At 75.3% G+C, this 8,831-nt stretch carries 7 protein-coding genes; 3 read left to right on the top strand and 4 right to left on the bottom strand.

Features of this window, described 5'->3' with window-relative positions; genetic code table 11:
- The 4 genes from ACFV04_RS42420 to ACFV04_RS42405 all read right to left on the bottom strand — a co-directional run.
- Positions 1-446, bottom strand: a 446-nt coding sequence (locus tag ACFV04_RS42420; RefSeq protein WP_380536446.1) for an ANTAR domain-containing protein, incomplete at its 3' end; no start/stop codon positions are given.
- 79 nt (positions 447-525) lie between these two features.
- Positions 526-4,392, bottom strand: coding sequence for a HAMP domain-containing protein (locus tag ACFV04_RS42415; RefSeq protein WP_380536444.1), 3,867 nt, complete (start codon positions 4,390-4,392; stop codon positions 526-528).
- A gap of 227 nt (positions 4,393-4,619) precedes the next feature.
- The gene (locus ACFV04_RS42410) at positions 4,620-5,087 is read right to left on the bottom strand and encodes an ATP-binding protein (RefSeq protein ID WP_360264256.1); all 468 of its coding nucleotides are present in this window, start codon (positions 5,085-5,087) and stop codon (positions 4,620-4,622) included.
- 11 nt (positions 5,088-5,098) lie between these two features.
- The gene (locus ACFV04_RS42405; RefSeq protein WP_380536442.1) at positions 5,099-5,566 is read right to left on the bottom strand and encodes an STAS domain-containing protein; all 468 of its coding nucleotides are present in this window, start codon (positions 5,564-5,566) and stop codon (positions 5,099-5,101) included.
- Between the two features lie 259 nt (positions 5,567-5,825).
- Between ACFV04_RS42405 and ACFV04_RS42400 the strand changes: the two genes are divergently transcribed.
- From ACFV04_RS42400 to ACFV04_RS42390, 3 genes are all read left to right on the top strand, one after another.
- Positions 5,826-6,536 carry a hypothetical protein gene (locus ACFV04_RS42400; protein ID WP_380536440.1) on the top strand — a complete coding sequence of 237 codons (711 nt, stop codon included), beginning with the start codon at positions 5,826-5,828 and terminating at the stop codon, positions 6,534-6,536.
- A 25-nt stretch (positions 6,537-6,561) separates the two neighbouring features.
- Positions 6,562-7,155 carry a GNAT family N-acetyltransferase gene (locus ACFV04_RS42395; RefSeq protein ID WP_380536438.1) on the top strand — a complete coding sequence of 198 codons (594 nt, stop codon included), beginning with the start codon at positions 6,562-6,564 and terminating at the stop codon, positions 7,153-7,155.
- Between the two features lie 645 nt (positions 7,156-7,800).
- The gene (locus tag ACFV04_RS42390; RefSeq protein WP_380536437.1) at positions 7,801-8,688 is read left to right on the top strand and encodes a S1 family peptidase; all 888 of its coding nucleotides are present in this window, start codon (positions 7,801-7,803) and stop codon (positions 8,686-8,688) included.
- Positions 8,689-8,831: the final 143 nt, after the last annotated feature.

The following is an 8,831-nucleotide window of genomic DNA, read 5'->3' as shown; positions in this document are numbered from 1 at the left end:
GCCGCTCCGGTCTGGTCCAGCCCGGCCTCGGCGGCGCGCTGCAGGTCGGGGACGGCGGCGAGCGCGGGCGTGACGGTCGGACCGGTCTCGGGGGCGACGGCGGCGGGCCCGTCGTCGTCGGCCTCCGCACCGGGGACGCCGGGTGCCTCCCGTGTGCCGTGTGCGCCGTGTGTGCCGACGTCGCCCGCCGCCGGGTCCGGCAGGCGCGCGATGTCCGCCGCGAGCGCGACGACCGGCACGCCCGCTTCCCGGGCCAGCCGGGCGAGGTGGGCGGCCGCCTCGGCGATCGGCAGGCCGAGCCGCTCGGCCAGGATGCCGGTGGCGAGGTCGACGGCGGCCCTGGTCCGCGCTTCGGCGTGGGTCCGGACGGCGGCTCCCTGCAGCCGCCGGACGGCCTCGGCCAGGGCGCGGGCGGCGCGGTCCGGGGGTTCCGGCGCGGCGGTCACGGCGGGCCCGGTCGGGTCGTGGTGGGGGCGGGTCCGGCCTGCCCGTGGCCGGGGTGGCGCCGGCCCGGTCCGCCGGTGGTCATGGCGCGTCCAGCCAGGTCCGCATCCGGTCGAGCAGCCTGGCGGTGTCGACGGGCTTGGTGACGTGGTCGTCGGCCCCGGCGGCCAGGCTGCGGTCCCGGTCCCCGGGCATCGCCTTGGCGGTGACGGTGACGACCGGCAGCCGGTCGAAGCGGGGATCGGCGCGGATCGCCTCGATGGCGGCGTAGCCGTCCATCCCGGGCATCATGACGTCGATCAGGACCAGGCCGGTCTCCGGGTGGGCGTGCAGCAGGTCGAGTCCGGCACGGCCGTCGGCGGCGTGCAGGACGGTCAGCCCGTGCTGTTCCAGGGCGGCGGTGAGGGCGAAGACGTTGCGGATGTCGTCGTCGACGATCAGGACGGTCCGTCCGGCGAGCCGCTCGTCCACGGGCGCGGGCCCGGCGGATACGGGCCCGGCGGATACGGCTTCCGTGGGTACGGGCCCGGTGGGCGTGGCCTCCGCGGGTGCGGCCTCCGGCGGGCGGTCGTCGCCGGTCAGCCGGATCACCCGTTCCCGCAGGTCGTCCAGTCCGACGACGCGTTGCACGCCCGGGGGCGGCTCGCCGTCGCCGCCGTGGCCGAGGACCGGTGTGCCCGCCGCCACGGCTTCCCCCAGGGCGGGCACCAGGTCGCCGGAGCGGGCGAGATCGATCAGGACGCAGCGGTGGGGCCCGTGCGCGAGCGCGGCCCGGAGCGTCGCCCCGTCACCGGCCGCGTCCACCCGGACCGGTGTCCCGCCCGGTGCGGCGGCGGAGCGGGCGAGCTGGGTGAGCAGGGCCGGCGGGTCCGGCTCGACCACCAGGACCCGCGGCGGCACCCGCGGGTCGTCGGCCGGTCCCCGGTCGGGTTCGCCCAGCGGCAGGTGGAGGGTGAAGCAGCTGCCCTGCCCGGCGGTGGAGCGGACGGTGATGGCGCCGCCGAGCAGCCGGGCGAGTTCCCGGCTGATCGACAGCCCGAGGCCGGTGCCGCCGTAGCGCCGCGCGGTGGATCCGTCGGCCTGCTGGAAGGCCCCGAAGACGGAGTCCAGGTGGTCCGGGTCGATGCCGATCCCGGTGTCCTCGACGTGGAAGGCCACCGCGGCCCCGGCGCCGTCGAGTTCGGGCGGCAGGTCCGCTCCTTCGGCGCGTTCGATGCGCAGCTCGACCCGGCCGGTGTCGGTGAACTTGACCGCGTTGGAGAGCAGGTTGCGCAACACCTGGCGCAGCCGGGCCTGGTCGGTGACGATCAGCTCCGGGACGGCCCGGTCGACGCTCACCTCGAAGGCGAGGCCCTTCTGGTCGGCCAGCGGTTCGAAGCCGGACTCGACGTACTCCAGCAGCTCGCGCACCGCGAAGGGTTCGGGGGTCAGCTCCATCTTCCCGGCCTCGACCTTGGAGAGGTCGAGGATGTCGTTGATGAGCTGGAGCAGGTCGGTGCCGGCCGAGTGGATCACGCCCGCGTACTCGACCTGTTTGGGGGTGAGATGCCCGCCTGCGTTCTCGGCGAGCAGCTGGGCGAGGATGAGGAGGCTGTTGAGCGGGGTGCGCAGTTCGTGGCTCATGTTGGCCAGGAACTCGGACTTGTACATCGAGGCTATGGTCAACTCCCGCGCACGGTCCTCCAGTTCCTGGCGAGCCTGCTCGATCTCCAGGTTCTTCGCCTCGATGTCCCGGTTGCGCTGGGCGAGCAGGGCGGCCTTCTCCTCCAACTCGGTGTTGGAGCGTCGGAGTTCCTCCTGTCCTTCCTGCAACTCCTCGGATCTGGTCCGGAGTTCGGCGGTGAGCCGCTGGGACTCGCCGAGCAGTCCGTCGGTGCGGGCGTTGGCGAGGAGGGTGCCGATGTTGACGCCGCAGGCTTCGGCGAACTGGTCCAGGAAGTCGCGGTGGACCTGGGTGAACGGGTGGACGGAGGCGAACTCCATGACGCCGATCAGCCACTCCTCCAGAGCGATCGGCAGCACCACGACGGAGTGGGCGTCGCCGGAGCCGGCGCCCGAGGCGAGGGTGGCGTAGCCGGGCGGCAGCCCGTCGACGGTGACGGTGCGCCGGCTCCGGGCGGCCTGGCCGACGAGGGACTCCCCCATCCGCAGCCGCCGCTGCTCCCCGGCCGGGCGGCCGTAGGCGCTGATCAGGACCAGTTCGGGGCCGGCCTCGCTCTCCTCGGCGAGGAAGAACGCACCGTACTGGGCGCCGACCAGAGGGGTCAGCTCGTCGGTGATCATCTCGGCGACGGAGCGGATGTCCCGGCGGCCCTGGATGGCGGCGGAGAAGTGCGCCAGGTTGGTCTTCAGCCAGTCCTGCTCCTGGTTCGCGGAGATGGTCTCGCGCAGCGATCCGACCATGGCGTTGATGTTGTCCTTGAGGTCGGCGACCTCACCGGAGGCGTCGACGCTGATCGAGCGGGTCAGGTCGCCGGCCGCGACGGCGCCGGTGACCTCGGCGATCGCCCGGACCTGCCGGGTGAGGTTGCCGGCGAGTTCGTTGACGTTCTCGGTGAGCCGCTTCCAGGTGCCGGAGACGCCCTCCACCCGGGCCTGGCCGCCCAGCCGGCCCTCGCTGCCGACCTCCCGGGCGACCCGGGTCACCTCGTCCGCGAAGACGGACAGGGTGTCGACCATGGTGTTGACGGTGGTCTTCAGCTCCAGGATCTCGCCGCGGGCGTCGACGTCGATCTTGCGGGTGAGGTCGCCCTCGGCGACGGCCGTGGTGACGGAGGCGATGTTGCGGACCTGGCTGGTCAGGTTGTGCGCCATGAAGTTGACGTTGTCGGTGAGGTCCTTCCACGTCCCGGCGACGTTGGGCACCCGGGCCTGGCCGCCCAGGATGCCCTCGGTGCCGACCTCCCGGGCCACCCGGGTCACCTCGTCCGCGAAGACGGACAGGGTGTCGACCATGGTGTTGATCGCGTCGGCGAGCGCCGCGACCTCGCCCTTGGACTCGACGGTGATCTTCCGGGACAGGTCGCCGCGCGCCACGGCGGTCGCCACCTCGGACATCGAGCGGACCTGTCCGGTCAGGTTGGAGGCCATCACGTTGACGTTGTCGGTGAGGTCCTTCCAGGTCCCGGAGACGCCCCGCACGGTCGCCTGCCCGCCCAGGTTCCCCTCGGTGCCGACCTCCCGGGCGACCCGGGTCACCTCGTCCGCGAACGAGGACAGCTGGTCGACCATCGTGTTCATGGTCTCCTTCAGCTCCAGGATCTCGCCGCGCGCGTCCACCCGGATCTTCCGCGTCAGGTCGCCCTCCGCGACGGCGGTGGTCACCGACGCGATGGAGCGGACCTGGGCGGTGAGGTTGTCGGCCATGACGTTGACGGACTCGGTCAGCGCCTTCCAGGTGCCGGAGACGTCCCGGACGTCCGCCTGGCCGCCGAGCCGGCCTTCGGTGCCGACCTCCCGGGCGACCCGGGTCACCTCGTCCGCGAACGAGGACAGCTGGTCGACCATCGTGTTCATGGTCTCCTTGAGCTCCAGGATCTCGCCGCGCGCGTCGACCGAGATCTTCTGGGTGAGGTCGCCCTCGGCGACGGCCGTGGCGACCTGGGCGATGTTGCGCACCTGCCAGGTCAGGTTGCCCGCCATCGCGTTCACCGAGTCGGTCAGGTCCAGCCAGGTCCCGGTCGCGTCGGGCACCTGCGCCCGGCCGCCGAGCCGGCCTTCGGCGCCGACCTCCCGGGCCACCCGGGTCACCTCGGAGGTCACCCGGCCCAGCTGGTCGGTCATGCCGTTGAAGACCTCGGCGATCTCCCCGAGCACCCCCGGCCGGCCCGGGGTGAGCCGGGTGCGGAAGTCCCCGTCGCGCACGGCCGTCAGCCCGGCGAGGAGCTGCCGCAGCGCCTGCTCGGCGGGGTCCGCGGCAGCGCCGCCGGGCACGGGGTGCTCGTCCATCCGTTCACCGTCCGGATCACTCGCACGGCCGGGGTGCGCCGTCCGGGCACCTCGGGGCCGCGGGGGCGGGTCCGCCACCCTGCTCCCACTGTGCCACCGAGGGCGCCGCGGCGGGCGGCACCGCCGTCGGCCGGGGTCGTCCTCCACCGGGCCCACCACCCTGCCGTCGTCGGCCCGCACCGTCGGACCCGACCGGGCGGGAACGGTTCGACCGGCGGGCGCGGCAGTCAGCCCCGCCGGTCGGCGCCGGGACGGACCGGCGGGGCCGGCACCTCCAGCCAGACCAGCTTCCCGCCGTCCTCCGGCTGCGAGCCCCAGGCCCGGGAGAGCCGGTCCACCACCCGCAGACCGTGCCCCCCGGGCCGCCCCGGATCGCCGAACGGCCGCAGCCTCGGCACCACCGGGCTGGCGTCCGCGACCTCCACCCGCAGGCGGTCCCCGTCCCACCGCAGCCGCAGCTCCCGCGGACCGCCCGGAGCGTGCAGACACGCATTGGTCACCAGCTCCGACACCATCAGCAGCACGTCCTCCACCGCCAGGCGCCCCTCCTCGTCGGCACTCGGCAGCCAGTGCCAGGACACCAGCGCCTGCCGGCTGAACTCGCGGCTGCGCTGCACCGCACCGGCGCTGCCCGCGAGCGCCAGCCGCCTGGTCTGCTCCAGGCCTGGTGGCTCTCCGGTGCCGGTACGGTCCACGGCCGGCCCCCTCACGCCGGCCCGGGGGGCGGATCGGCGGGCCCGGCGGGGTCCGGCGCGGGCGCCCCGAGCGCCGTGCCGAGGTCGCGGTGGATCCGCAGCACGCGGTCGGCGCCGGTGATCGCGAGCAGCCGCGCCACGACGGGGCTCGGGCCGGCCAGCTCCAGCCGGCGTCCGGAGGCCTGCCCGTCCAGGCGGGCGCGCAGCAGGATGTTCAGCCCGGTCGAGTCGCAGAACCGCAGGTCCGCGAGGTCGACCACGATCCGTTCGAAGCCCGCCGCCGGCGGCCGCGCGAGCACGGCGCGCAGCTCGTCCGCCGTGTCGTGGTCCAGCTCCCCCGCGAGGGTGACGACGCACACCGGGCCCTGGTCGGCCACCACCACGCGCAGCCCGCCGGACTCGTCGCGCCCACCGGACTCGTCGGGCCCACCGGGCTCGCGGGGCTCCTCGGACGGCGGTTCCCCGGATGGCCGTGGCATGGCTCGCTCCCTGTCCGATCGATACGGCGTGGCGCCGTCGTGACCATCATCGCGCGCACCCTGCCGGGGCGCTCGGACGATCTCGCCCCAGCCGGTCGCGCCCCTCGGGCCGGGGAACCACTGGCCGGACGGCGGGGCTCGCGGCCGGGCGACCCGCCCGTCGGCGGAGCACCCCGGAGCCGGGACCGGGCGGGCGGGACCTTGAGCGCACCTGAAGGCGCTTCGCCGCCGGCCGGCCGACCTGGCAGGATCTCCCGCCATGAGCCGAAGCGACACCTCCGCCCCGGGCCGACGGCAGCGGCGCGGCCGGGCCTCGAAGGACGACCCGCCCTGGCCGCGGCGTCCGCTGCTGACGGCGCTGTGGATCCCGGCCGCCGCCGTCCTGCTGCCGCTCGGCGGGGCGCTCGGCGCCTTCGGGCTCTGGCTGCTGCTGCCCGCGCTGGTGCTGGTCATCGCGGGGGCGACCGGCCTGATCTACGCCCTCCTCAGCCTCTGCCGCTCCGGGGCGCTGCGGCTGGCTTCGATGGCGCTGGTGATCGGCCCGCTGGTCGCCGTGCCGCTGCTGGCCATGAACACCGCGCAGGCCACCGTGCTCGGGATGCGCGGCGTCACGCACCCGGGAACGGTCACCGGCATCCGGGTGGTCCACGGCAAGACGACCTCCTACTACTGCTCCGTGCGCTACGAGGACGCCCCGGGGCACGGCAGCTCGGTGGACTGCGGCACCGGGGACACCGTCGGCGAGCGCGTCATCGTGACCGAGGACCCGGGCGGCCTGGTGGACCCGGAGTTCGGCGACGCCTCCGACGGCGGGCGCTTCGACCTCTCCCTGCTCGGGCTGACCGACGCCTCCCTGCTGGGCGTCGCCGGTGCGGCGGCCGGTCTCGGCGCCCTGATCCACCTCGTCCGCACCCGTGCCGCCCGCCGCCCGCCGTGGCCCCCGCAGCCACCGAATCCGGTTGCCCGGTGAGACGGGCACGGACCATCCTCTCCCCATGGAACGCACGGAAACCCAGGCAGGCCCCGCATCCCCCCAGCCCGTCATCGCCCTGGGCGAGGTGACGCTGCGCCGCTTCGCCGGCGAGGCGGACCTCCCCGAGCTCTTCACCGTCATCGAGGAGTCGCTGGAGCACCTGCGGCCGTGGATGCCGTGGGTCGCCGAGCACAGCCGCGCCAAGACCGCCGAGTACCTGGGTGCCAGGGCGGATCGCTGGGCGAGCGGGCAGGACTACGCCTACGCGATCGTGCTGGACGGCGCCATCGTGGGCGCCACCGGGCTGTACCGGCGCGAGGACTCCCCGGCCGACGTCCTGGAGATCGGCTACTGGCTCCACCCCGCCGTCACCGGGCGCGGTCTGGCGACCCGTGCCGCGGCGGCCCTGGTCGACGAGGCCTTCCGCCTCCCCGGGATCGCGTGCGTCGACATCGTGCACGACCCGGCCAACCGCGCCAGCGGCGCGGTTCCGGCGCGCCTCGGCTTCACCGTGCACCTGCGCCGCACCGCCGAGGCGGTCGCCCCGGCCGAGAGCGGCGAGGAGCAGGTCTGGCGGCTGACCCGCGCCGGGGCCGCCGCGCACGCCCGGCGGTGACCCCGGCGGTCCGCCGCCGTGGGGGGAGCGTGCGGACCGCCGGGCGCGCCCGGCCGGACGGGACGGTCCGGCGGCGCGCCGGGAACGGACGCGGCAGAGGCCTCGCCTCCGCGCGGAGCGCCCCTGTTCGAACTCCGCTGCCCCGCCGCGGACCCTCACCCGCGACATCGTGCGTCCGTTCCCGATACCTGGGAGACCCCGTCGGGCCGCACGGATAACACTTTTCCGGGTCCGCCTGGCGCGCGGCCGGGTCCGCCGGGCGCGGCCGGGTCGACGACCGGCCGGCTCGCGCTCCGGGGTCCCGGCCCGGCGGGCCCGCGCCCTCGGGGTGCTCCCGTGCGCTCGCCCCGCACGTCCCGCCACCGCGGCGGGCCGACCGGCGGGCCCGGAACCGTCGCCGCCCGGGCCGCGCCCGGGCCGGGCCTCCGAACGGCGGAGCGGCGCACTCGGCCGACCGCGCGCGGGTCCGCCGACACCCGGTCAGGAAGCTTGTACCGAAGGGTCCGTTTCCTGATACTTCCGGTCAGCGCCTGTCAGGGGCAGATCATCCGTCGCGCTTCCGGACAGCACGCTCGGAGTCCGCCCGCCGTCTGACCGCGCCTCACGGCCCCCGACCCCCAGGGGCCCATTCCCAGGAGGAGACCGGTGAGGACCAAGCGAGGGACCCCCCGCCCCGGCACCACCCGACGCCGCAGCCGCCTGCTCGCCGTCGCCCTCGGCCTGCTGACCGCCACCGCGGTCGCCGTGCCGGGCGCCGCGGCCGCCCCCACCCGCACCCCCGAGCCCGAACAGCTCGCCGCCGTCAGCGACGCCGTCCTGCACGCCGAGGTCGACGGCACCGCGTGGTACGTCGACGAGGCCGCCGGGCGCGTCGTGGTGACCGCCGACAGCACCGTGTCCCCGGCGGCGCTCAACCGGATCACGCAGTCCGCCGGCGGCGACCCGTCCGTCCTGACGGTCCGCCGCGTCCCCGGCACCTTCACCCCGCTGCTCGCCGCGGGCGACGCCATCTACGGCGGCCAGTACCGCTGCTCGCTCGGCTTCAACGTGAAGGACGCCCACGACACCTACCTCCTCACCGCCGGGCACTGCGGGAACGTCGCCTCCCAGTGGTTCACCGACGCCGCCCACAAGACGCCGATCGGCCCGACCCTCTCCTCGACCTTCCCCGGCCACGACTACGCGCTGGTCCGCTACGACAACACCGCCCTGAGCCACCCCGGCGGCTTCACCTCGGCGCCGAACGCGGTCGTCGGCGAGCAGGTCAAGCGCACCGGCTCGACCACCGGCACCCACAGCGGCAGGGTCACCGGGCTCAACGCCACCGTGCGCTACACCGGCGGCGGCACCGTACGCGGCCTGATCCAGACCAACGTCTGCGCCGAGCCCGGCGACTCGGGCGGCCCGCTCTATGACGGCACCAAGGCGCTGGGCCTCACCTCGGGCGGCAGCGGCAACTGCACCGTGGGCGGCACGACCTTCTTCCAGCCGGTGAACGCGGCGCTGGCCGTGTACGGCGTCAACGTGTACTGATCCCCCGCTCCGCCCCCTCTCCCGAACCCGCGGCCGTCGGCCCGCTGCCTCGCGCCGGGGGCCGGCCGCCCGCCGCGGGCGGGCGACGCAAACCCCCGGGAACTCCGACAACGAGCGGCCCCGCCCGATCCACAACACGAACC

The sequence above is a fragment of the Kitasatospora sp. NPDC059599 genome (assembly GCF_042735125.1).
Taxonomy (GTDB): Bacteria; Actinomycetota; Actinomycetes; order Streptomycetales; family Streptomycetaceae; genus Kitasatospora.
This window is presented reverse-complemented; position numbering and strand designations above follow the sequence as displayed.

Bases quoted from the DNA above. Each gene is read 5' to 3' on its own strand.
- ACFV04_RS42415 (WP_380536444.1), bottom strand. From the start codon at position 4,392: ATGGACGAGCACCCCGTGCCCGGCGGCGCTGCCGCGGACCCCGCCGAG.
- ACFV04_RS42405 (WP_380536442.1), bottom strand. From the start codon at position 5,566: ATGCCACGGCCATCCGGGGAACCGCCGTCCGAGGAGCCCCGCGAGCCC.
- ACFV04_RS42400 (WP_380536440.1), top strand. From the start codon at position 5,826: ATGAGCCGAAGCGACACCTCCGCCCCGGGCCGACGGCAGCGGCGCGGC.
- ACFV04_RS42395 (WP_380536438.1), top strand. From the start codon at position 6,562: ATGGAACGCACGGAAACCCAGGCAGGCCCCGCATCCCCCCAGCCCGTC.